Raw genomic sequence first — 20,599 nt, forward strand, 5'->3', positions numbered from 1 at the left:
GAGGGGGAGAAAAGTGCTATCCGGTTGTGTTTTGATTTTTCAGCTTTAGCTGTAAATGTTTCAACTTAAGCTGTAAGTTTTGTTTCAAGAAAGTCAATATCCATGTAATTGTATAATTATGCAAGAAAACTGGGAGCTTAGCAATTTATGTCGGACGACATGAACATCTATACAATCGCAGTCGCATATACTTCGGCTTTTTTATTTTATGTATAGAAGTTCTTGTCGGTTGCTCAAGACAAGAACTTCTATACATAGACAAAGTCGGTGGCAATAATGTAAGAGTTATTAAGCGCTAACGGGACACGCTAGTTCAGTAACACGACATCAGCCAGCGTATTACGTGTTCGGTTGTTTTTTGTTGAACTAAAGGGAGGATAACAATAAAGAATGATATAATAAAATTTAAAAGTTAAAGATAAATATTGAGGTGGAAATTATGGGAATTTATGCCGATGTTTTAATAGTCATTGATTTACAGAATGGTGTTTGCTACAACAAAGAGCACCTGTTTAGATTAGAAAAATTACTTACTAAAGTAAATGAAAGAATCTCCTTGTACAGAAAGTTGCATAAACCAATTATTTTTGTTCAACACTGTGATGAGGAATTAGTACCTGGAGAAGAACATTGGGCTATTAATGCTAAACTTGATGTTCAAGCACAAGATTTTCTGGTAAATAAAATACATGCAAACTCTTTTTACAGAACGAACTTAAAAGAAATTTTAGATCAATTAAATGTACACAGTATAGAATTTTGTGGTGCCCAAACTGAATACTGTATGGATGCTACAATTAAATTTGCTCATGGGTTAGGTTATAAAAACCTTATGGTAAAAAACGCAACCTCCACATTAAATAATTCATCTATGTCAGCAGAAGAGACAATTAATTTTTATGAAAACATGTGGAATCATAGATATTTAGAGTTCATACAAGATGAAAATTAAAATAAACGTTAATTGTTCGGTCGTTGGCATTAAGTTAACGGTGAACTATAGTTGAATTAGAAAAGCTGCAGCGGATCAGAGGATCTACTGCAGCTTTTGTTTTGTTGAAGTAAAGGGCAGGATAATTTAACTAATTAGCTTTGTTCATGCTTGCTTGCTAACGGTATTCATACATGAATCAAACCTGCGGGCGGCGCCATATATCCTTGAAGTCTACTTTGCCCCAGACATTCATGCTGATGCCGTTTAGCGAAGTTTGATGGCTGACCGCTCGGATATGATGATGCAGGAAAAGAAGGTAATACTCATCTTTAAGCTCATCTTTAAGCTCTCGAAGAATGGAAAGCCGTTCCGATTGATCGGGTGCACGTAAACAATCCGTTATTCGATTATCTATGGTTTGTTTCCACTTGGGCGGGAGAAGATTCCGAATCAAGCTGCTGCCAGCACGGAATGTATCGATCAGCGTAATATCAACCTGCTCGCCAAGTACTTCCCCAACCGATATCATGTCGGCCTGTATCATGACTTCCATTTCAACTAATTGCTCAACTGGGACTACTTGAATATCAATTTGAATACCCAGTTTTTCGCAAGAGCTTTGTATCCATGCGGCGTTTTCTCTATTGAAGGGATTATCATACGTATATAGCTTTAAAGGTTCTCCATTATAAGAGGATGCTGCTAAAAGCTCCATTGCTTTGGAAGGATTGTAAGATGCTTTCTCGCGCTGCATTTCGCTTTCATTCTCCTCCGTGAAGATAAATCCGTTAGCTGGCATCACCCGAGATCCGTTCATGCTGCCGATGATTCCACACCGGTCAAGACCTAAGTGAATCGCCTCCCGCAGCCGAATGTCCTGCAAGGGCCCCCGTTTGATTTGATTAAAGATCAGATAGTTACATCCTTGCTCAAGCTCCTGCAGGGTATTCAGTTCTTGGTTAGCTGCAGCTTCATTCGGTTGGGGATCGTAGTACAGCATATGCGTATTCTCCTTCGAAGCCGTTTCCAGAGCTGATCCTTGATAATTCGGCCATATCCAGATCTCAATGCGGTCTAGATGCGGGCGACCCTCGAAATATTGTTCATGGGCTTCTAAAACTAGCATCGAAGAATTGTTCTTCACGATGCGGTATGGTCCAGTTCCGTTAGGCATGTCGGCATGCTCTCCATCCCAGCCGTTTGGAACAATATAACAGCGATCCGTGCTGAGTATATTAGGAAATGCGGCTATCGGTTCAGTAAGCTCAAAGGTAACGCTATGCTTGCTGGATTCATAGATATTCGCTATGAAATCATTCATCCAATCAGAGGGAGAGCTAACGAGCATGCGCTTAAACGAATGAATGACATCGCAGGGAGAGAAAAGATGACCATCATGAAAACGAACCCCTTTGCGCAGATAGAACGTCCATTTCTTGAACGTTGCATCAGACTCCCAATGATGCGCGAGACTCGGAACCAATCTCTTCTCCTTGGTCGAATACCCGACAAGTTTGTTCATCAATTGCCTCAGCCAGTTCAAATCCGAGCTGCGCAACACCTTTGCAGGATCTAGTACAGAAACCTGCCGAGAGTATGGAAGCCTTAATATATCGAGTTCCTCTTCATTGGATTGAATACCGAAATGGAGGTTAATCCCTCTTATAAATTTCTGTTGCTGGATCTCATCCAAAGAGGCGATTAACTGCCAGGCTTCCTGAATGCTTTCCTTTCCAATCAACTCGTGAATCTTGCGCTCAGTAAGCTCTTGTCTTGCTAAGATAAATTTGAGCTCCGATTGATTCCCGCGGCCTCTTCCGGGTTTCCAGTCAATGAGATGCTCGGCCGACATTCTCTGCAGGACGAGCGTCGTATTTCGGCGGGTGCAATCGAGCGCTTCCGCAATCTCTTCCAAAGGTACCGGGAAAGCTTGGAAGTCAGCGATAGCGCCGAATCGGTCACGCAGCTTTTCATAATAATCCATTAGCTTCATAACAAATTGACCCCTCTAAAAATTGGTAATAGCAAGCCGATGAGGAACGATAATCAGAGATGATCATTATAAACAAAGACGGCTCAATAAAAAAGGTGAAACCAATTGACCGTTTTTTCACTTTTTATATATTATTTAAACCTGCATAATGTTTATTAATCAAGAAGCCTAGTTATAAGGAATCGAGAAGATTAAGCAAGTATGATTATGAAGAAAGCAGGACTATGTAAATGATTAAGAACAAGGTTTGCTGAGTCTATGTCAATCCAGCCTTACAGTTTTTAGCTTCTAATGTGTAAGTATAAGTGTTAATATTCATGAATCAATTAATTTCCCGCTTAATTTTAAAAATTATGGAGGTTGAGATGAAGAAAACAGTATTAGTATGTGTAAGTGTAATGAGTGGCGCTTTAATGATGGGTCCAATGAGTTCTTATGCCGCAAACGATGATTATGATGCATATGGCGGAGTAAACGGTTTGCTTTCTGAGGGTAGATTATATGCCCCTCTCCGTAGTATGGCGACGAATAATCTATTCCAATACGATGAAAAGCTTGATAAATATCTTGAAGTGAAAATAAATTGGAATCAGAAGACAAAAACTGCTTCACTAACTAAAGGCGGGAAGACTTTTACTGCTACTGTTGGTAATGGAGTATTGTTGAGAAATGACACGGTGTATGTACAATTTAAAGCTCTAAGTAACTTCTTCTATCCGAACGATTATATCAAATGGGATACATCTACTTTGACAGGAAGCTCTGAGCACATTACGGTTTATGCTCGTCCATTAACAGATATTCAAGCATTGACTCTTGCAACAAATGCGATGTCCAAGAAGAAACAATGGATTCAATATCATAAAAATAACGTAGAAATAGGTCTTCCTGAGTCAGAATATATTCAATGGAATAAAAGTCTTACTAAATTTAAAGCGGTCTTTCATTCAAACGGGCTTGTTGGCGAGTATGACTATGGCTACGGAATTGAAGCTGAGATGACTAAGAAGGTTAATGATTGGACGATTACTTCATTTAATTATTTCGATAGTACAAGGATATATTATCCTTAATCGTCCCTGATCAACCGCTAGTCTGGTCATTAGTGGATAGGCATTAAAAAGGGAACACTTGCTCAAGCAAAAGTAGAGATTGAAAAAAATAAATAAGCTAACACGGAGAACGATAGCTGAATAAGATTATGTGCAGTTGGTCATACGATCGGCTGCTTTTTTTCATTGAAGTAACGGGCTATTTAGTACAGTAAAACCTTTGGGCTTGTTCAAATTGTGATATTATTATTGAAATATCTTCCAAGGGGATGGTTTGATGAAATTTGTTATGATATTTGGTCCGCAGGCTGTAGGGAAAATGACAGTGGGGCATGAACTGGAAAAAGTAACTGAGCTAAAGTTGTTCCACAATCACGTAACAATTGAAATGCTAGCTCCCCTATTTGGTTTTAATGGTGAAATGTGGAGATTAGTAAATAAATTTCGTCAAGACATATTTGAAGCCGCCGCTGAAAGTGATATGTATGGAATGATTTTTACTTATGTATGGGGATTCGATTTGAATGGTGATTGGGACTATGTTGAGAAAGTTTGTAAAACAATCGAAGATAAAGATGGCGAGGTGTTTTTTGTTGAGCTTGAAGCCGATCTTGAGAAAAGAATTGAGCGTAACAAAACTCCTCACAGACTTGAACATAAACCAACAAAAAGGGATGTTGCTCGTTCTGAACAGGATCTATTACAGACAATGGAGCAACATCGATTAAACTCCTTCGAGGGAGAAATTAAAAGAGAAAATTACATCAGAATAAACAACACGAATTTAAATGCTTGTGAGGTTGCTGAAATCATTAAGAACAGATTCGCTTTATAACGATTTTTTGTTGGACTAACGACGATTGTAAAACAATAGCCCAATTACACACGGCAGCAGCTGGCAAATGGGGAGTTTATAATAGATGTCATAGGGGGATAAAATTGATAAAGGCAATAGTTTTTGATTTTGACGGCTTAATTATAGATACGGAAACGGTTTGGTATCATGCTTACAAAGAAGTGCTTCGGGGCTACAATGTGGATTTTCCCTTGGAGGTATTTGTTAAATGCATTGGTACGGATGATGCAACGCTAAATGCATTTATTGAAGATAAGTTAGGATTAGAAAACATCGAGATTATTATGAATTTAACCAAAGAAAACCACAAATCGAGAATGGAGCTGCTGGACATCAGAGAAGGTGTGAGGGAATATCTGATTGAAGCCAAAAATCTAGGGTTAAAAATAGGATTGGCTTCAAGTTCCTCAAGTCAATGGGTTGAAGGATTTTTAAAACAACTTCATATAATTGATTACTTCGAAGTAATCAAGACGGGTGATCAGGTCGAAAAAGTTAAACCAGACCCGACTTTATACATAGAAACACTCGAAGCCTTGAATATTAATGCAAACGAAGCTATTGCGTTCGAAGACTCGGCAAATGGGGCAAGAGCTGCAATAGCCGCTGGTTTAAAATGTGTGATTGTACCCAATGAAGTGACAAAGAAAATCAACTTTGAAAAATTTCACTTGAGAATAAATTCAATGAGAGAAATGAGTTTAACTCAGGTCATTTCACACATATCATGAATCTATGTTTCTCGGACAAATAAACAAAAGGGGAACGTTAGTTGAATGGAGACGCAACGGCAGCCGGCCTCACGATCGGCTGCCGTTTCCATTAAAGTAACGGGCAGGATAATTTCAATATGTGTTATACTTTTAAGGTAAAGTTATGTTTCGTCATACTTGAAAATGCTGTCATATTCAGTAGGGTATAGGGCATTTTGAAGCTGCCGGTCCTTGATCGACGTTGGAATAAGGGTTCAAAGATTAACTATTCTTAACCGCGTAGTTTAAGAGATACATTAAAAAGAGGTGTAAAGGCGTGACAGCAGCAGAAATAGTTGAGCAATTTTTCTCTCGGGTACGCTCCGGTCTTGAGCCTGATGCAGCGCATGACTATATGGCAACGCGTGTCGCGGCGCATCAGGTGACAGCGGAAAATGAGGAGACCGTCGAACGGACGCCACAAAATTATGCGGACCATGTCCGGGAGATGATGAAGGCATATGGGGCATTCCATCTGCAGGTCGAAGAGTTCCTCGCCGCTGAGGATCGTGTCTATGTTAGGTGGAAGCAAACAGGGATTCATGTTGGGGAAATCGACGGATTTGCGCCAACCGGCAAGCCAGTCATCGAAATCGCAAGCGCCGTATATCGTATTGAGAATGATAAAATCGTCGAATATTGGATTCAGATCGACCGCGAAGGCATTCGCAAGCAGTTGGAACAAAATACAGCGAGGTAGTCTGAGACTATAAAAAATAAGGATCATTACTGTATTGGTGAACTCAAAACGAAGCAGCAGCCTGTATTATATGGCTTGCTGTTTTTTTGTTAAAGTAAAGGGCAGATTATTTGAAATTTTTTTATAATGCTCCCAAACATAAAACTATAATTCTAAAGGGTGTGGTTTGGGCTGGGGTACTTTCTGTGGTAGGTCCATATATAACAATTAGGTCTCGGTTCGCAGGGGTTCTAGAAAAGCGTTGCCCATTTGTTAATACTATTTGAGTATATGGAGCAATATTTAATCGTAATCGTCCATCACTACTCACCAACTCCGTATTAAAATAATCTACTTTTACATTCTGATAGGGGCTATTTTTTACTATGACAATTGCTTGATACTGTGGAGGGTAAATTAGAAGAGCAGGTGCATTTCCGTCATAATATCCAGTCACTCGATCTCCTACTGACACCATTACATGGTCTACAAAATAAGTTTGGGGTGACACCACGAAATTTACTAATGCTCCCAATCCGTTGTCTACAGATATTAATTTATAGCATCCTTCACCATTTTGACCTGTAAAAAAATCATTAATCGCTGTGATAGTCCCGTGAAAAGAATAAAAATTTGTCATACAATACCTCCTTTTGCTTTGCTCCATAAAGATAATGTACTATTCGTAAAGTCAAATAACCTGTATTTACAATATGTAGGTTAACAACTATATGATTGTGCAAATGCCCAGAAAGGAGATTCCTCAATGAATAGCGTATTGCGCTAACAGGAGACATTAGTTAAAAACCAAGACCGGCAACAGATCGGAGATCCGCTGCCGGTCTTGGTGAAGTAAAGGGCAGGAATATGGAGCAAATTAGCAAATGGGAGAATAAAGACTGAATACGAGTAGGTAGGTGGTTACCTTGTCACCTGACATTGAAGCTAAAATAACTATATTAGTAAGTGACGACAAAGGGAATGGGAAGAATAAACCAGCTTATTCAGGCTACCGTCCAGCACATTTAGTGTTGTGACGTGATCTTGCGAAGTATTCGTCAGATAAACCTTTAAAAACCAAGGAAAGAGAGGCAGCACACGATTTGAAGCTGCGTATGCAACCTCCTAAAAAATAGATCCTAATATGAACAAAAGTGTTAGTGAAATAAAAAATATATTAAATTTATTCAAAACCGATACCTCTATCACTCTACTAATGAACCCATATACGATTATTTGTGATTATCTGTTCCTCAGACATAAAATTCCCAATTCTGCCTACACTCCATACATTAATTCAAATAATAAGAAAACAATAACTTCATAACATACCCACCATTTGAGTTTAATAAAGCATACAAATTGGTTGAGGACCATGAGCGCAATAAGTTTGGGTTGGTTCCTTGTATTCTAAAAAGATCTCTTTGCTTCTATAATTTTTTTTGCCCACAGTGAACTTTTTAAAGCCCTCGAGCGTCACAATGCTGTTAAACAGTTTTTATCAGCACAACAATCCCAACAATAGAAAGGAGTCCCGTCTGCAATGAGCACGAACGAGTTCGAAGATTCGGCCGAGATCCGACTTGCAGTTCGGGGAGACGAGCGTGCGTTGGCAAGACTTCTGCAATCGAATTATGAGATACTTTACCGTTACATGCTTAAAGTGACGATGAATAAAGCGTTAGCTGAAGACCTTGTTCAGGAAACAATGTTAAAAGCAATCGAGCGAATCGGTACATTTAAGGCAAAATCAAAGTTTTCGACTTGGCTTATCGCAATAGCGACTCATCTGTACATGGACGAGTTGCGACGTAAAGGGAGAGAGTACCAATCTTGTATCGACGAACAAGCACTTCATATAATTCGATATGACACTTTATTAGTCCAAGAAGAATGGCCTTTTGCGCTCGATGTATTGGCTGGCATGCAGCCCAACGTACGAGTACCCATTCTTTTAAAGTACTATTACGGATATTCTTACGATGAAATTGCAGAATGGCTTGGTATCCCACTAGGAACTGTTAAGTCGAGGTTACACAACGGATTGAAACTACTGCGAAGGGAGCTGCGCGGGAATGATCAACAGAATATCGAAAAAAATTAACATAAAAATGATGAAGGCTTCCAAGCAACGAACGGAGACAGAAACTCTCGAAAATCAGGAAGAAATCATAACAATACTCACAGAATCCTTGAATAGTTGGGATGCAAGCATTGAGCTACCAGTTCCGCATATAATCGAGCTGGAGCAACTCATTTCTCACCATAAGGAGAAAACCAAACGCAAGCTTTGGCGTGATCTAATAATACTTTGGATGCTCGGTATCCTTGTAGTCGGAAGTATGATGCTTATTTACGATTGGAATGATAGCGCGTTTTGGCTTCTACAAATATTAGGCGTGATTGGTGGCTTGATGTTCTTGAGATTCTTAAATCGCGAGAACAGGGAGGCGAAATACAAATGGACAAGATGAAACTAGCGGTGATGGGCATTGTTTTTCTTTTGTTACTTTGTCAGTCTTCCTGGCTCTACAGCGATGCGAGGAAACGCAGTCGCAGTCGCTACCCATGGATTTGGGCTATCTGGGGTCTCATTCAATTCCCCTTGCCGCTAATTTTCTATTGGCTCATCATCATTCGAAGAAAAAAACACGAATAAGGAGAATTTACTATATGGATAAAATTACAAATTCTCAGCTAATCTCAATCATTGCTCCGCTTTTTTTGGTGCAAATATTGTTAATTGTGATTGCTCTTATCGCACTATATAAAGCTGAGCAAACTCGCGGGCCAAAGTGGCTCTGGGTCATTATTATCGTGGTCGGCAACTTGGTTGGCTCGATAGCTTTCTTTTTGTTTGGTAGGAGGTCGAGTTAATGAGAGCACTGCTCTCCGTGAACAAGCTAACAAAAAAATTTGAACACACCCTGGCAGTCGATGATATTGGCTTTGAGATTGGGGAAGGCCGATGTGTCGCGTTGCTTGGTCCCAACGGGGCTGGCAAAACGACGACAATTCGGATGTTAACGGGTTTATTGCAGCCAACTCTCGGAACAATCCAATTCATGGGGATGAGACAAAATCAAGACCGTCGTGAATGGATTGGATACCTACCACAGACACCGGCATTCTATGGTTGGATGACGGGTCGTGAATTTCTAATCTATATTGGTCAACTATGTGGACTCTCTGCAAAAGATTCTGCTTTACGTGGGGATGAGTTATTAACACGCGTTGGAATTGGTACCGCTGCTAAGCGAAGGATCTCGGGTTACTCGGGTGGTATGAAACAGCGACTCGGTCTTGCACAGGCACTCATACACCGGCCTAAGCTACTTGTATTGGATGAGCCCGTGTCAGCCCTTGATCCGATTGGCCGTCGCGAGGTAATGTCACTGATCGCTGAGATAAAGAGTGAGACAACAGTGTTGTTTTCGACCCATGTACTTCATGATGCTGAGGAACTGTGTGATGACATTCTCATTATGCGTGAGGGACGTCTCGCGATTAGTGGCCCTTTAACCAGTATTCGCGAGGCAAATCGTCAATCGATATTATCACTGGAGCTTGAAGGTGATAACTACTCGCAACAATGGTTAGCAGGATGGCTAAAGAGGGCTCCTAAAGATTTTAAGATCATATCAGAGTCTTCGTCAGGTGCCAGGATCATCGTGCAAGACCTCCAAACAGCTCGTAACGCTTTACTGAAAGAAATTTCAGAGTACGAAATTAGAGTGGCAAAGCTGGAAATCGGATATACAACTTTAGAGGATTTATTCCTTAAGGTGGTGAATGCACCATGACGAAATGGTTTGTTTTATTCCGCAAGGAATATTTGCAGATGATTCGGAACTATACCATTATATGGCTGCCGATCAGTTTTATCTTACTTGGTGCTTCACAACCAATCACATCATTTTTCATGCCGGACATCCTATCAAGCGCTGGTAACTTACCCGAGGGTTCGGTAATATCTATCCCTACTCCAATGCCGTTCGAGGTGATGGAAAGTTCTCTATCGCAATTTGGGGTTATTGGTTTGCTGTTGATTACATTAACCAATATGGGCGCTTTGTCTTATGAGAGGTCATCAGGTACTGCAGCGATGATTCTCGTTAAACCTGTTTCTTTCTTGTCCTTTGTAACCGCTAAGTGGGCGGCTAACCTCTCGCTTACCTTGATATCGTTCACACTCGGTTACTGTACCGCTTGGTACTACACAAGCACTCTATTTTCACCATTAAATTTTAAAGTGGTTTTTATAGGTGCATTGTTTTTTGCTCTGTGGCTCAGTTTCATCGGTACACTAACCTTGATGTTTAGTTCACTCATTCGTAGTCCAGCTGCAGCCGCCTTTAGTGCACTTACAATCGCAACAATGCTCACTATAGTATCAAACACACTTCCGTTTAAATGGAGCTGGAATCCCGGCCGACTTCCCGCTCTAGCCGCTAATAGCCTAGATGAGACTGCTCGATTAAATGGGAGTACATTTTCTAACTTAATTACTGTAGTCATAACGATGATGGCAGTAGTTATTGCTCTTTTTGCCGCTGCGAAATCCATGAGAAGGCGTCCATCCGATGGTTAACCCTCGCTATCAATACAGTAGTTACAATCAGCATGGATTTCGCTTGATAAAGTGTATATAGTTACTGTCCTGCCTGAATACTATAAGTAACTTAAGACAAGGACTGCCAATCCGAAATCCGATTAACACAAATGTGTAATAATGGAGGCTATATCTTGAATTCACCTTACATCGAGGTTAGCGATATAAATAAGAGCTACGGCCAACAAAAAGTATTGAACGGGGCGTCATTCTCGATCGAAAAAGGGACCATCGTCGGCCTGCTTGGGCCGAATGGTTCAGGGAAAACGACGCTGGTGCGTTTGTTGAATGGTGTCATTCTTCCGGACCAAGGCAAGATGCAGGTACATGGATACGATCCGGTCACTGACGGAAACGCCATAAGGCGAATAAGCGGCGTGGTTACGGAAGGTGCCGGACTGTATCATGAGATGAGCGGGGTTGCCAATCTACGGTTCTTCGCAAAGCTATATAACTGTTTCGACGAGCAGCGGGTCCAGAGTTTATTGAATCAATTCGGCTTAGAAAGCTCGCAGGAGAAGAAGGTCGGTAGTTACAGCACAGGCATGAAGAAACGCTTGGCTTTGGCGAAAGCGCTCCTACATCAACCGGAGATCTTGTTCCTGGACGAACCGACGAACGGGCTCGATCCAGAAGGCATTAACCAAGTCGTGAGCGATTTGAGATACATGAACGAAACCTTCGGGACGACGATCATTTTATGTTCGCACGTGTTGCATCAGATGGAGTCACTGTGTCATACCTACATTTTTATGAAGAATGGAACCATTCTTGATTCCGGAACAAAAAAAGAACTGATGAAGAAGCATGTGAAGACGATTCAACTTCGATTAACAACCGGGATTGCCGTAGAAGGAGATCAATACCATGGCTATCCTATTCGGCGACTGGGGCCAAATCAGGTCCAATTGGAACTATCTTCAACGGATCAGATTTCGGCATTACTCCGTCAAGTATTGCAAGAAACATGGGTGCATACTTCAGAGATTATGAATCATGACCTGGAATCGCTTTATTTTCAAGTTAGAGGTGAGCAACAATGAACTGGAATCAGATTACAGCGATCGCACAGAAAGACATCAAGGCGATCACAAGCAATGTGCAAGTATGGCTCGGGCTAGTCCTTCTTCCGCTTGTGTTTGGAGTATTGTTGCCGGGCGCCTTGATCCTGCTGTTGAAATCGATAAACTTTGTCGATAATGATCTCGTCGATATGGTACAGAAAGTGATTAAGCAGCTGCCGGAAGGGGCAAAGAAAGAGCAGATTACGGAGCTTCCAACGTTCAATCACCAGATTATCTACATTTTCGTGAACTATATGCTTGGACCATTCTTTTTGATCATTCCAGTGATGAATTCTTTAATGATTGCACTTAACAGCCTCGTTGGAGAAAAAGAGCGCAGAACTCTGGAAAGTCTGATGTTCGCACCGATTGAGGTAAAAGACCTGTTCTTTGGAAAACTAATTGCAACCTTCATCCCAACCTTCGTCGTCACACTGGCCAGCTTCATCCTGTGCGGTATGATCGTTAACGGGCTGTCATACTCCATGTTTGGCGGTCTTATCTTCCCGAATCTATCCTGGTGGATCATCTTGCTTTGGGTGGCACCGATGTTCTCCGGACTGGTTATTCTAATAAGCATTTTTATCTCCGCACGGTCCAAAGGCTTTCAAGAAGCACAGCAAATCGGAGGCATCGTCGTGTTACCTGTTGTAGGGGCTGCCATCTCCCAAGTCACCGGTATCGTACTCTTAAGTCCACAGCTGTTGCTAGGCGCTGGCTTTGTGCTACTACTCATCAACTTCTTATTACTGCGCCGGCTTACGAAGATGAACCAACGGCATGTATTGTTTGAGCGTCAAGTTCATTAAAAATCTAAACCGTCTTTTGGCACCAGCTAAGGATAGGAAAAAGGGTGTCTGACAATATAGGGCGGACAAGATCAGAGCTATTCTTATGTCCGTTATGTCTGAATAGTAAACCGTGAAGGTAATAAGCCGGATATTTGCTTTCAATCATCGTAAGTGAACTGAAGACGTGGTTGATGCGTTATGTGGTGGACATATTAAATGACATTCGAAAGCATCATTCATTCAATGGATGATGCTTTGTTACATATTGGATGAAACATGAGTTAGCGTGAATTGCAAGATAACGATAAGTTGGGAGAGTGTGTTGCAAATAACTAAACAAATAAGTACAATATCTATTAAAATAGCAAACAAAAATGAATGGGGTCTAACTATACATGCGTCAAGATATATTTACCGAGCTTAACGACTTGAAGAACGGGTTCTATTATGATGCCGCAAAAGAGCAATATGTTTGCTTAGTGTGCGGAGCAGCTTTTGAGCAAGGAGCGGTGTACCGTGTGCCGGGGATTGAAGACCGAATGTACGAAGCGCGCAAATTCGCAGCCTTTCACCTGGAAGCCGAGCATGGTTCCATGCTGGAGCAGCTTCTAGAGCTGGATAAGAAAACGACAGGTTTAACAGATCTGCAGAAGGATTTAATCCGAGGCTTTGCAGCCGGGCTGTCGGATGCGGAAATGGTCAAGCGCACCGGAGCCGGCAGCGCCTCCACGATCCGTAATCACCGGTTTGTACTGAAGGAAAAGGCTAAACAGGCGAAGCTTTTGTTGGCTATTTTTGAGTTAATGGAAAAAGGAGTCTTATCCGATGCTCCCAAATTTGTACCCGTTCATGCAACGGCAACCCAAGTGGATGAGCGGTATGTTATGACGGAAGAAGAAAATGACAAGTTGCTCAAGCAGTATTTTCCACAAGGTCCCGACGGCCCCTTATCTGTATTTCCGCGCAAGGAAAAACGAAAAATTGCGGTTTTGAGGCACATCGCCTCCTATTTCGAGAAAGACAAAAAGTACAAAGAAAAAGAAGTGAATGAGCTGCTGAAGCGGTTTTGGGAGCAGGATTATGTCACTGTGCGCCGGTATATGATCGAATATGGTTTTATGGACCGGACGGACGATTGCAGCTTGTATTGGATAAAAGGTTAAAGGGGAGTGGTAAACATGCTGTCAATGGTTGAAATAAGTGAGGATTTACTGCAGGCAGAAATGGACATTTTGAACTCGGATCCGGTTTTTAACCGTGTCACGATTGATTCGGAAGTAATGAGTCCGGAAGACCTTGCGCGGGATAAAGAAAACGGCTCGAAGATAGGGGCTGAACGATACCTGATTAAGGAAGGGGAGCGATTCGTCGGAATTTTGGAATTTCTGATGTTGAACCCCAGCGACAATTGCACCTGGCTTGGTTTGCTGCAGGTGGACAAAAAGCTGCAAGGCCACGGATACGGTCCTCGGATGCTGGATCTTTACCTGGAAGAGATGAGAAGGAGGAATGTTTCGTTATTTCGAATCGGCGTTTTGGAAGGCAACGATCCGGCGCTTGGTTTCTGGCGGCATCAAGGCTTTGAAGATATAAAAATGGTAAAAACCGTTATCAACAACCGCAACAAGACGGTATTCGTGTTGGAGAAAAAAATAGAATGTTAGATCATTCAGATAATAGATCGCGAGGCTCCCAATTTAAACCGTTATTTTTAGGAATATCTTCGGCTTTCTTTTTTGCTTTTGCTTTTGTTCTTAACGCTTCTATGGAGCTATCGGGTGGGAGTTGGGCTTGGAGCGCTTCGTTGAGATTCTTGTTTATGATCCCATTATTACTGAGCATAGTACTGGCCCAAAAAAAATTACGTCCTCTTTTGTTTGTTATCCCCTCGACCCTGATAAAATGGAAGGATGAGCAACACGGACTTTTGCTCCCGCTAGTGGGTCATTATATTCGAGTAGAATTACGGTCTGCTGAATTCAATGGTCACCCCACATCTGACTTAGAACAAGCGGATTTCTAGTAATGAATGTAGCTCTTGTTCTGGGAGAAGGACAAGTGCTACATCCATTATCGATTAGAGACAAGATTATTTCCATTATTGCAAAGGGATGTAATTGTAAAGCTTGTCCCAACTTGGTGTGGCCATGTTCGCTCTATTCTTTAAATCGGAAAAAGCCTGGTACAACATATCCATTTCATTGGAAGAAACTGCCTTACCACTTAGCGTGGTTCTGCCGATGGAGGTTGCTAATATAATCTTCAGCACGATAAAAAACAGCTTGCGATATTTTCGAACTAATTGATATTGATTCGCAGGCGTAATTGTGTAACCGTTTTTTATCAACACTTGATGGCCTTCATCTATTGCGTCAATGACGTAGTTAAGCAGCCTTTTGTCTTTGGCAGCTTTGCGCAGGTTCCCATTATACGAGACGGCAATGCGATTCAAAGGCAAAATCATAATGAAGTGGCTTTTCAGCCATTCATCCATATTTGTAAAGGTGATCGTCTTATACCTTGTGTTCTTTAAAGCTTGGTCAATGACCGATCGCCAATTTAGTTGCTCTCCCAAGCCACCCAAAGCCAAAGTCACCTTTGGGCCGCGCAAGCAGGTTACCCGACCGTTCTCTCTCCATCCGGCAAGCGACTGAAAAGCAAATACAACGTTTTTCTCTACAGGGCTATTGGATTGCAAATAATGCCTCATTTCAATGGGACTTGCATTATTACCCATAATAACAATGTATTTGCTTCGATTCGCTGCAAGGGCTGGAAGGACTGCCTCGAAATCCGGATATTTCATTACTACGAAGATTAGATCATAAACATCCTCCGGCTGTAATTCACGAATCACGTTTACTTTATCGACTGTTGTTCGGAGCTGTAAATAATGGCGGATCACATTGCCGTTCTGCTGCAACTCTTCCGCGCGCCGCCCTCTTGCTAACATTGTGACTTCGTTTCCATTGTGAACTAATTCGTGAGCTAAATAACTTCCCAATACACCTGCTCCGTAGACCAGTATTCTCATGGTATTCCTCCATATTGATTGTTTCGGAAATAAAAAGTTTTTAAATATGTGGTGGTTGTATTAAAAAACTTTCGAATTGATTTTATCTCCGATCAGAATGTCTCGTCAATGGTTTTTTAATTTGAAACCATTAAATTTAAAAACCTTTCGAAATGTGCTACATTGATTTATGCGGGATGGAGGAATGTTTAATGAATAAATTCGAAATAAGGACTCAGAAAAAGAAGACGGCAGTTGTTCATGCCGCGTTAAAGCTTTTTAAAGAAAAAGGATTCGTTCAAGTAAGCATAAAGGATATTGCCGCTGAGTCCGGCGTGTCATCTGTATCGCTATATAACTATTTCGAAAACAAAGAAGGGATTGTTAAGGAATGCGCGAACGTTTTAATGCAGAATACCCTTCATATGGCCGAAGAGATCATGAATCAAGACATCGATTTCAAAGATAAAATCATTCAAGTCATGGATGTTTGCGCCGATCAGGACTATCAATTGCTTGGTTCGCCTGGCGCCGTAGAGGACCATGTGTTATCGAGTCTATATAGTGAAAATACGAATAAAATTAGAATTCAAATGCTTCAAGAGCTTATTGAACTTGCGAAAGAGGAAGGAGCTATTCACTCTTCCGTTTCTCTGGAAACTGTTCTCGAATTGTTAAACGCGATTGGAACCATTCAATTATCTTGGGCAAAATCAGGAAACTATAAAGAAAAGATGGCTGAGATGAACCGTCTGTTGTTATTCGGGTTGATTGGCAATGGTTAATGTGATTGCGTTAAGTGGGTATGTGTTGGATGTGTGGGAATGCAACGTCACGGAAAAGACGGAGTAAAATTCGATTTCGCTCTATAAATGATAGGCTGAACCGTATCACAGTTTATCATTACGCATACGGGAGACTATAGTTCAAACAAAAGCTGCAGCAGATCGGAGGATCTTGCTGCAGCTTTTGTTTGAAGTAGCGGGCAGTTAATGATAGGGGCTAGAAGGCGGTACTAGATAGAACAAAGTATAGTGTACTGTTGAGCTAAGGGAGACCATAACAAAACCACCCTTTAGAAGTTTAACATAGCCTAGATTCTAAATACTGCACCCACATCACGTGCAGCTCAGCTTCCGATACCTGGAATGCGCCATGAAAATCAGTAGCATCGCGTATGAATTTGTTGAGCTCATCTGAACTGTAAGAATGGAGGAGAAATTCAACGATCAAATGCGAGAATCCATATCCCCCTATCTTCTCGAATTCCCACGTATCGTTAGTTAATGCTTGAAAGCTAGGGACAGCCTTATTTCGAATCGCTTCGGAGGTGCTATACTTGATATATTCTTGTGACATTTGTTTGGATTCATGTCCGCCAAGCCCATGAGTAAGCCATTTTGGTGCCAAAGGATTAATATCCTTCACTAACCACATCGTAAACAAACTTATCGTGTTGCGTAGTACCGATTGGTACGTATGTTCAGGGCCTGGGTTCAGTGGAGATACAATTCTTATTTTGTTGTGTTCGTAGGTACCCATGAACCAGTTAGGCGCATCCGGTTCGCCTATTGCTTGGTGAAAAGTGGACAGATCCGGATAGATTTCGATAGTGATTTTCTGAGATGGTCGATGACGATAGGTTGTTAGAATTCGCTCTACATTGGATTTCAATTCCTCGAATAAGTCATGGTATACCTTATTCATACCATCATGCTTGGTGGAAGCCTCGTTCTTATCCACAATCGATATCAATTCTTTGATAGACATGATTGTAATGTCACCCCATTCTTTTAATGCTATTTTTAATTTGTTTAATGCACGATAGAGTCTGTTCTTAACCGCGCTTTCAGGCATCCCGATGATTTGGGATATGTCCAATAAAGTGCAGTCGACGAAAAACCGCAACGATATGATTTGCTGATCTAACTCATTCAATTGTGCTAATGCAGCACTAATATCAAGACGGATATCAACATTTTTAACGATATCGAGGGAAATCGATTGGGACTGAAAATCGATAACCTCGTGCACTTTTTTTTTATTTCTTGATCTTGAACGATACTCATTTTTCACGATATTCTGCGCGATTTTGAATAGCCAAGTAAATATACTGGAGTTATGCTTAAACAAGTGGAAGTTTTCCATTGCTTTTAAAAAAGCTTGTTGCGTTAAGTCATCAGCAACTGCTGAATTTGTTTTTACTGCGATATACTTTCGGATTCTCTCTTGATATTGATTATAAATGTCTTCGAAATGCTGGATCTGTTCCTGCTCCTCCGGAAGAACAGGGATTTTCGTTTTGTCTTGAGCTCGTGACACCAGTAGTACCTCCTCCTGAACTTACAATTCATTAGACACCGGGGGGAGGTAAAAAGCCACATCATTTTAAAAAAATAATTTTAAGACGCCATTCTTCATTAAACGGATATAAGAAAACATGACCAGCGAAAGACAAAACGGAAGCAATGAAAGGGCACAGGAGTTAATCATGGAATTTGAAGAATATGATTAGGGAGTGAGTGTACGGAATACGATAGTTCAGAAGTTCACTGCCGTAGCGGATTAAGTGAGGTTTTGAAGGAGAAATACCGTTAAGCTAAAGGGGAACGATAGTTCGACCGATATAGCTGCAGCAGATCGGAGGATCAGCTGCTAAAGCAATAGGGGGATTAAATTCAATGGAGGAAAAGTTTTATCGGCACATAGGAGTTTACGGAATATGTATGGTTAACGAGAAAATTTTAGTTATTCGAAAAAGTTTAGGCCCTTATTCCGGCCAATTTGACTTGCCTGGGGGACGACTAGAAGTATCGGAGTCCTTAGAGCAAGGCTTAAAAAGGGAGTTTAACGAAGAAACAGGATTCAAAGTCAAAGAACTTAACAATATTGGTGTTTGTGATTTTTCTGTGTTATGGACACTACAGGATGACTCTACTGAGTTCGTGCATCATATTGCGATTTTGTATGAGGTTATTGTCGCGGGAATAATTGGGGAAGCCGTGGTTCAATTCGATGGACAGGACTCAAATGGTTACGACTGGATTTCAATCGATGAGGTTACGCCGATAAATTCATCACCGTTGGTCCAGCAAGCAATCGAATGGTTTCGTACGAAGACAATCCCCGTTAGTAGAAGTTCATATGACTACAGATCTGTACGCTAACTAGAAACGATAGTCAGATGGAGGCAAAATGAAACGGATTTGAAAAGGATTATAACTGATTTTGACATTTAAGGGGCCATAGCGACAGGGTTCTTGAAGTCAAAGATTGAATTAGTGCAGCAGCCGGCAAACAATGCTCGGCTGCTTTATATTGAACTAAAGGGAGTTTCGCGGAACTTTTAAAGATCCGAAGATTGAGAAAGATAGAATTGGGCATGCGGACCAGACAACAGCATAAGCTGCCGCGTTACTCTATGGGGTCCGACATTCCTGGTATTCGAACTCGTCGATTTTGCCCGACGTTAAGAGATAATAGATGGTTGCTTCTTTATGGTATGAAGTTTGTCTCGATATGCGGTTGTTGCGCTGCTGAAGATCAGAGTAGCGGGCCGGATAATCATAGTGCACAAGATGATTTGCGGCCGTAACGTCGAGACCGGTATTAACAGAATCCGTAATAAGCAGAACGGTAGATTCCGGGAATTTATTAAATCTGTCTATAAGTTCATTGACCTCATGGATGGAGAGCTGTTTCGTCATAATAAAAACGCCTTTGATGTCCTCGTCCGCAGAAAGCTCGTCTAATAACAGGGCGGTAACGGCATTCGACTTGGAGATGACAACCGCCTTTTCCCTTTTGTCACTTACATCTCGGATGATGGACTTCAGCATGCTAATTTTTTGCGGATTCCGGTTGCACATAAGCGCCATTTGCTCTTTGATCGCCATGAGCTGTTTTTTTTCAAAAATGGAGGAGGCCCGGCCATCTCGCTCGGAGGCCGTAAAGTAATTATTCAATAGTTTCAAGTATTCAGTTTCATATTCGGGCTCCAAGGATACGACGATCTGTTTTTCAGTAATGTTCATGATATCAGTCATCCTTCCTTTTCTTATTCTTTAAATAATAGCAATTTAACTTATGATAAGGTTCTCTCGACGAAACGGCAAGCTTCATAAAATGGAATTTTACAAATGCTACGGCAAGAAATTGCCTTCAACGGCCGGACAAACGTAACAATTTCATAGCTGAGACATACACATAAGGTATAACATCTTTACTTCAGTGACTATTCTAACTATAATCACAGTAAACATTTGGAATGTGTGACTGGCGTAAACGTGGAGACCCACGAGGGAGCACATATTGTCATATGCCGTACGCCTGGGCAGAGGTAAGGGAGAGGTATCCCTTACCTCTGTGTGTTTTAGGAGGTAAGAATGATGGTCCTGAGAGAATGCGCTCGATCTGATTTTTAAAAATTCGAAATAGAAGTGTGCTGGATTACCAATCAGATTCATTCAGGGAGGAAATAACATGCTATACGAGTTGCGAATCTATACGATTTACGAAGGAAGAATGGATGCCATTCAAGACAGATTTAAGGAGCATACGTTTAGAATTTTTACAAGACTGGGAATGAAGGTCGTGAGTTTCTGGATAGATGCAACAGGCAAAAACAAACTATATTATGTGATGGAATTTAAGGATATGGCGCAGCGTCAAATGCTATGGGAGCAGTTTAAGAAAGACATCGAATGGATTCAAGTTAAACGCAATTCGGAAGAAAACGGAGGGCTCATAGTCGAAAAAATTGATGAATATTTTATGAATCAAGCTGAATTTTTCAGATTGGGAAATTGAACTAACGAAGAACTATAGCTAAATGAATATAGCGGCAGCCGATC

Annotated in this window: 23 protein-coding genes, 1 pseudogene and 1 riboswitch; of the genes and pseudogenes, 19 read left to right on the forward strand and 5 right to left on the reverse strand. The window is 41.2% G+C overall.

The features are described 5' to 3' along the window. Positions 1 to 439: 439 nt before the first annotated feature. Entirely contained in the window at positions 440 to 952 is a 513-nt protein-coding gene (locus WFJ73_RS02005) for a cysteine hydrolase family protein (protein WP_336771414.1), read from the forward strand. A 178-nt stretch (positions 953 to 1,130) separates the two neighbouring features. Here the strand turns inward: WFJ73_RS02005 and WFJ73_RS02010 are convergent, their stop codons facing one another. Continuing rightward, the gene (locus WFJ73_RS02010) at positions 1,131 to 2,927 is read right to left on the reverse strand and encodes an ABC transporter substrate-binding protein (RefSeq protein WP_336771416.1); all 1,797 of its coding nucleotides are present in this window, start codon (positions 2,925 to 2,927) and stop codon (positions 1,131 to 1,133) included. Between the two features lie 317 nt (positions 2,928 to 3,244). On the opposite strand from WFJ73_RS02010, the gene WFJ73_RS02015 reads away from it, so the two are divergent. The 4 genes from WFJ73_RS02015 to WFJ73_RS02030 all read left to right on the forward strand — a co-directional run bounded on the left by WFJ73_RS02015 (position 3,245) and on the right by WFJ73_RS02030 (position 6,287). Next, positions 3,245 to 4,000, forward strand: a complete 756-nt coding sequence (locus WFJ73_RS02015; protein WP_336771417.1) for a stalk domain-containing protein — start codon at positions 3,245 to 3,247, stop codon at positions 3,998 to 4,000. Positions 4,001 to 4,256: 256 nt separating this feature from the next. Beyond that, positions 4,257 to 4,814 carry a shikimate kinase gene (locus tag WFJ73_RS02020; RefSeq protein ID WP_336771419.1) on the forward strand — a complete coding sequence of 186 codons (558 nt, stop codon included), beginning with the start codon at positions 4,257 to 4,259 and terminating at the stop codon, positions 4,812 to 4,814. A gap of 107 nt (positions 4,815 to 4,921) precedes the next feature. Then, positions 4,922 to 5,566 (forward strand): HAD family hydrolase, encoded by a 645-nt coding sequence (locus tag WFJ73_RS02025; RefSeq protein ID WP_336772115.1) that lies wholly within the window; start codon positions 4,922 to 4,924, stop codon positions 5,564 to 5,566. A 298-nt stretch (positions 5,567 to 5,864) separates the two neighbouring features. Then, positions 5,865 to 6,287, forward strand: a complete 423-nt coding sequence (locus WFJ73_RS02030; protein WP_336771422.1) for an ester cyclase — start codon at positions 5,865 to 5,867, stop codon at positions 6,285 to 6,287. A 121-nt stretch (positions 6,288 to 6,408) separates the two neighbouring features. Here WFJ73_RS02030 and WFJ73_RS02035 read toward each other — a convergent pair whose 3' ends face one another. Beyond that, positions 6,409 to 6,906, reverse strand: a complete 498-nt coding sequence (locus WFJ73_RS02035; protein ID WP_336771424.1) for a hypothetical protein — start codon at positions 6,904 to 6,906, stop codon at positions 6,409 to 6,411. 903 nt (positions 6,907 to 7,809) lie between these two features. On the opposite strand from WFJ73_RS02035, the gene sigY reads away from it, so the two are divergent. The 11 genes and pseudogenes from sigY to WFJ73_RS02090 all read left to right on the forward strand — a co-directional run. Beyond that, the gene (gene sigY, locus WFJ73_RS02040) at positions 7,810 to 8,370 is read left to right on the forward strand and encodes an RNA polymerase sigma factor SigY (protein WP_336771425.1); all 561 of its coding nucleotides are present in this window, start codon (positions 7,810 to 7,812) and stop codon (positions 8,368 to 8,370) included. Beyond that, the gene (locus WFJ73_RS02045; protein WP_336771426.1) at positions 8,342 to 8,740 is read left to right on the forward strand and encodes a YxlC family protein; all 399 of its coding nucleotides are present in this window, start codon (positions 8,342 to 8,344) and stop codon (positions 8,738 to 8,740) included. The genes sigY and WFJ73_RS02045 overlap by 29 nt, the downstream gene beginning before the upstream one ends. Then, positions 8,728 to 8,925: a hypothetical protein gene (locus WFJ73_RS02050; protein ID WP_336771427.1), complete on the forward strand. Its 198-nt coding sequence runs from the start codon at positions 8,728 to 8,730 to the stop codon at positions 8,923 to 8,925. The genes WFJ73_RS02045 and WFJ73_RS02050 overlap by 13 nt, the downstream gene beginning before the upstream one ends. 14 nt (positions 8,926 to 8,939) lie before the next feature. Next, on the forward strand, positions 8,940 to 9,143 hold the full coding sequence (locus WFJ73_RS02055) for a PLD nuclease N-terminal domain-containing protein (RefSeq protein WP_336771428.1): 204 nt from the start codon (positions 8,940 to 8,942) through the stop codon (positions 9,141 to 9,143). Beyond that, a complete protein-coding gene (locus WFJ73_RS02060) occupies positions 9,143 to 10,069 on the forward strand; it encodes an ABC transporter ATP-binding protein (RefSeq protein WP_336771430.1) in 927 nt (308 codons plus the stop codon). Before WFJ73_RS02055 ends, WFJ73_RS02060 begins: the two co-directional genes overlap by 1 nt. Further along, a complete protein-coding gene (locus WFJ73_RS02065; protein WP_336771431.1) occupies positions 10,066 to 10,857 on the forward strand; it encodes an ABC transporter permease in 792 nt (263 codons plus the stop codon). Before WFJ73_RS02060 ends, WFJ73_RS02065 begins: the two co-directional genes overlap by 4 nt. 155 nt (positions 10,858 to 11,012) lie before the next feature. Then, entirely contained in the window at positions 11,013 to 11,921 is a 909-nt protein-coding gene (locus WFJ73_RS02070; RefSeq protein ID WP_336771432.1) for an ABC transporter ATP-binding protein, read from the forward strand. Continuing rightward, positions 11,918 to 12,751, forward strand: coding sequence for an ABC transporter permease subunit (locus WFJ73_RS02075; protein ID WP_336771433.1), 834 nt, complete (start codon positions 11,918 to 11,920; stop codon positions 12,749 to 12,751). Before WFJ73_RS02070 ends, WFJ73_RS02075 begins: the two co-directional genes overlap by 4 nt. 377 nt (positions 12,752 to 13,128) lie before the next feature. Next, on the forward strand, positions 13,129 to 13,896 hold the full coding sequence (locus tag WFJ73_RS02080; protein ID WP_336771434.1) for a DUF2087 domain-containing protein: 768 nt from the start codon (positions 13,129 to 13,131) through the stop codon (positions 13,894 to 13,896). A gap of 15 nt (positions 13,897 to 13,911) precedes the next feature. Continuing rightward, on the forward strand, positions 13,912 to 14,397 hold the full coding sequence (locus tag WFJ73_RS02085) for a GNAT family N-acetyltransferase (RefSeq protein ID WP_336771435.1): 486 nt from the start codon (positions 13,912 to 13,914) through the stop codon (positions 14,395 to 14,397). Further along, positions 14,391 to 14,639, forward strand: a pseudogene (locus WFJ73_RS02090) (hypothetical protein); the annotation flags it as partial. The gene WFJ73_RS02085 and the pseudogene WFJ73_RS02090, both read left to right, overlap by 7 nt. A gap of 192 nt (positions 14,640 to 14,831) precedes the next feature. On the opposite strand, the gene WFJ73_RS02095 reads toward WFJ73_RS02090, so the two are convergent. Then, positions 14,832 to 15,767, reverse strand: a complete 936-nt coding sequence (locus tag WFJ73_RS02095) for a ketopantoate reductase family protein (RefSeq protein ID WP_336771437.1) — start codon at positions 15,765 to 15,767, stop codon at positions 14,832 to 14,834. A gap of 191 nt (positions 15,768 to 15,958) precedes the next feature. Between WFJ73_RS02095 and WFJ73_RS02100 the strand changes: the two genes are divergently transcribed. Continuing rightward, on the forward strand, positions 15,959 to 16,531 hold the full coding sequence (locus WFJ73_RS02100; protein ID WP_336771439.1) for a TetR/AcrR family transcriptional regulator: 573 nt from the start codon (positions 15,959 to 15,961) through the stop codon (positions 16,529 to 16,531). Positions 16,532 to 16,829: 298 nt separating this feature from the next. On the opposite strand, the gene WFJ73_RS02105 is transcribed toward WFJ73_RS02100, so the two are convergent. After that, positions 16,830 to 18,068: an RNA polymerase sigma factor gene (locus WFJ73_RS02105; protein WP_336771441.1), complete on the reverse strand. Its 1,239-nt coding sequence runs from the start codon at positions 18,066 to 18,068 to the stop codon at positions 16,830 to 16,832. A gap of 359 nt (positions 18,069 to 18,427) precedes the next feature. Here WFJ73_RS02105 and WFJ73_RS02110 point away from each other — a divergent pair, with 359 nt between their 5' ends. Further along, a complete protein-coding gene (locus tag WFJ73_RS02110) occupies positions 18,428 to 18,913 on the forward strand; it encodes an NUDIX hydrolase (protein WP_336771443.1) in 486 nt (161 codons plus the stop codon). A 252-nt stretch (positions 18,914 to 19,165) separates the two neighbouring features. On the opposite strand, the gene WFJ73_RS02115 is transcribed toward WFJ73_RS02110, so the two are convergent. After that, positions 19,166 to 19,780 carry a C-terminal helicase domain-containing protein gene (locus WFJ73_RS02115; protein WP_336771445.1) on the reverse strand — a complete coding sequence of 205 codons (615 nt, stop codon included), beginning with the start codon at positions 19,778 to 19,780 and terminating at the stop codon, positions 19,166 to 19,168. 227 nt (positions 19,781 to 20,007) lie between these two features. Then, a riboswitch (ZMP/ZTP riboswitch) is annotated at positions 20,008 to 20,088 on the forward strand. Positions 20,089 to 20,228: 140 nt separating this feature from the next. Here WFJ73_RS02115 and WFJ73_RS02120 point away from each other — a divergent pair. Beyond that, on the forward strand, positions 20,229 to 20,555 hold the full coding sequence (locus WFJ73_RS02120; protein ID WP_336771447.1) for an NIPSNAP family protein: 327 nt from the start codon (positions 20,229 to 20,231) through the stop codon (positions 20,553 to 20,555). The last annotated feature ends 44 nt before the right edge of the window (positions 20,556 to 20,599 follow it).

The sequence above is a fragment of the Paenibacillus sp. MMO-58 genome (genome assembly GCF_037146255.1).
In the GTDB taxonomy this organism is placed as follows: Bacteria; Bacillota; Bacilli; order Paenibacillales; family Paenibacillaceae; genus Pristimantibacillus.

Coding starts and splice junctions, on each gene's coding strand:
- WFJ73_RS02110 (WP_336771443.1), top strand. CDS start 18,428: ATGGAGGAAAAGTTTTATCGGCACATAGGAGTTTACGGAATATGTATG.
- WFJ73_RS02045 (WP_336771426.1), top strand. CDS start 8,342: ATGATCAACAGAATATCGAAAAAAATTAACATAAAAATGATGAAGGCT.
- sigY (WP_336771425.1), top strand. CDS start 7,810: ATGAGCACGAACGAGTTCGAAGATTCGGCCGAGATCCGACTTGCAGTT.
- WFJ73_RS02015 (WP_336771417.1), top strand. CDS start 3,245: ATGAATCAATTAATTTCCCGCTTAATTTTAAAAATTATGGAGGTTGAG.
- WFJ73_RS02075 (WP_336771433.1), top strand. CDS start 11,918: ATGAACTGGAATCAGATTACAGCGATCGCACAGAAAGACATCAAGGCG.
- WFJ73_RS02095 (WP_336771437.1), bottom strand. CDS start 15,767: ATGAGAATACTGGTCTACGGAGCAGGTGTATTGGGAAGTTATTTAGCT.
- WFJ73_RS02065 (WP_336771431.1), top strand. CDS start 10,066: ATGACGAAATGGTTTGTTTTATTCCGCAAGGAATATTTGCAGATGATT.
- WFJ73_RS02100 (WP_336771439.1), top strand. CDS start 15,959: ATGAATAAATTCGAAATAAGGACTCAGAAAAAGAAGACGGCAGTTGTT.
- WFJ73_RS02055 (WP_336771428.1), top strand. CDS start 8,940: ATGGATAAAATTACAAATTCTCAGCTAATCTCAATCATTGCTCCGCTT.
- WFJ73_RS02060 (WP_336771430.1), top strand. CDS start 9,143: ATGAGAGCACTGCTCTCCGTGAACAAGCTAACAAAAAAATTTGAACAC.
- WFJ73_RS02020 (WP_336771419.1), top strand. CDS start 4,257: ATGAAATTTGTTATGATATTTGGTCCGCAGGCTGTAGGGAAAATGACA.
- WFJ73_RS02080 (WP_336771434.1), top strand. CDS start 13,129: ATGCGTCAAGATATATTTACCGAGCTTAACGACTTGAAGAACGGGTTC.
- WFJ73_RS02050 (WP_336771427.1), top strand. CDS start 8,728: ATGGACAAGATGAAACTAGCGGTGATGGGCATTGTTTTTCTTTTGTTA.
- WFJ73_RS02115 (WP_336771445.1), bottom strand. CDS start 19,780: ATGAACATTACTGAAAAACAGATCGTCGTATCCTTGGAGCCCGAATAT.
- WFJ73_RS02085 (WP_336771435.1), top strand. CDS start 13,912: ATGCTGTCAATGGTTGAAATAAGTGAGGATTTACTGCAGGCAGAAATG.
- WFJ73_RS02035 (WP_336771424.1), bottom strand. CDS start 6,906: ATGACAAATTTTTATTCTTTTCACGGGACTATCACAGCGATTAATGAT.
- WFJ73_RS02120 (WP_336771447.1), top strand. CDS start 20,229: ATGCTATACGAGTTGCGAATCTATACGATTTACGAAGGAAGAATGGAT.
- WFJ73_RS02010 (WP_336771416.1), bottom strand. CDS start 2,927: ATGAAGCTAATGGATTATTATGAAAAGCTGCGTGACCGATTCGGCGCT.
- WFJ73_RS02005 (WP_336771414.1), top strand. CDS start 440: ATGGGAATTTATGCCGATGTTTTAATAGTCATTGATTTACAGAATGGT.